The following is a 1,578-nucleotide window of genomic DNA, read 5'->3' on the forward strand; positions in this document are numbered from 1 at the left end:
GGCGCTCCACCCGTGGGTGCGGGGGGCTGGCTGCGGCTGGTGCCGTTTGTGACGGCGGGTGGCCCGCCTCCCTCACCAACTGGTGAGGGAGGCGGGCCTCCGGCCGTGCCGCTCGGCGCCGTACGGGCCCGGTCCGGCGCTGACCAGCGCGGTACGGCCGGGGCCGTCAGGGACGCTCAGGGACCCTCAGCGGGCGCCGAACTTGTCGCTCATCGCGGTGTAGATCCGCTCGGCGCCCGGGCCCAGCCGGGGCCCGGCCAGCCATCCCGAGGTGACCGGGCCGATCGAGGTGTTGGAGACCAGCACGAGCTTGCCGCCCGGCTGCGTGGCGAACCATCCGCCGCCCGAGGAACCTCCGGTCATGGTGCAGCCGATCCGCCACATCGTCGGCGTACCGGGGCTGACGGAGAGCCGGCCCGGCTTGTCGACGCACTTGTGCATCAGCAGCCCGTCGTACGGGGCGGCGGCCGGGTAGCCCCAGGCGCCCATGCCGTCGATGTTCGCGGCCTCGGGGAGGTCGAAGTCCACGTCCAGGGCGGTGCCCACGGTCTCCTCCAGCGACCTGCCGCCCTTCTCCGGCTCGACGTGCATCACGGCGTAGTCGTACGCCGCGCCCGCGCCGCCGGTCGGGCCGCCACCACTGATCCACTCACCCGAGGTGGAGACCCAGTCCGCCCAGTAGACGCCGTACGGGGCGATCTCCCCCGGCTTCGCGTTGTCGAGCGCCGCCGCCGACCTGCCCAGGTCGTTGTAGGCGGGGACAAAGGCGATGTTGCGGTACCAGCCGCCCGTCCCGCCCGCGTGCACGCAGTGGCCCGCGGTCCACACGAGGTTGGACCTGCCGGGGTTCGCGGGGTCCTTCACCACGGTCGCCGAGCAGACCATCGAGCCCTCGGGCGAGTCGAAGAAGACCTTCCCGACGGGCGCCGCGTTCTTGTGGTAGGGCGTCTTCTCCGCCACCGCCCGCACCGGGCTCGGCTCCGGGTCCGTGACGTCCTGGTCGCCGGAGGCGTCCTGGGCGGCGAGCGTCTTCACCGGTGACTTCGCGCTCCGCATCCGTTCGGGCTTCCACAGCCCGTCGATCACCGGATTGACGAAGTCCTTGGCGTCACCGAGCCACTTCTTCCTGTCCCAGTCCTTCCACCCGCCGTCCTTCCACTTCTCCGGGTCGACGCCGTGCTTCTTCAGCGCGTCGGCCAGGTCCGCGGGGACCGCGGGGCCGTCCGCTCCGCCGCCGGGCTCCGGGGTGGACGAGGTGGCGGAGGCCCCGGCGGCCTTGCCGTCGCCGGGGCCGTCACTGTCACCGCCGCCGCAGCCGGTGGCGGTCAGGGCGAGTGCCGCGGCCGCGCAGGCGGCCGTCAGCAGTGGTCGTACGGATCGCATGGTGGGGTTCCCCCTGGATCGAAAATTTGGCATGAGCGTGCCATACCTGTGGGGGACGCCACCGAGGGGTCCGCGGACCGGACCGGACCACGGCCGTACCCCCGTACGGCGGGGGGGGGGGGGCGCACCGCGGGGCGGCCCGCCCCCGACGACCGCGACGACGCACTAGAGAGGAACCTTCAGCGGGCCCTCAGG

The 1,578-nt window shown here is 73.4% G+C and carries 1 protein-coding gene; it reads right to left on the reverse strand.

Features of this window, described 5'->3' with window-relative positions:
* Window positions 1-186: 186 nt before the first annotated feature.
* Window positions 187-1,383, reverse strand: a complete 1,197-nt coding sequence (locus ACFXKG_RS41220) for a trypsin-like serine peptidase (protein ID WP_384850750.1) — start codon at window positions 1,381-1,383, stop codon at window positions 187-189.
* Window positions 1,384-1,578: the final 195 nt, after the last annotated feature.

This window comes from Streptomyces sp. NPDC059255, from assembly GCF_042752355.1.
GTDB lineage: Bacteria > Actinomycetota > Actinomycetes > Streptomycetales > Streptomycetaceae > Streptomyces.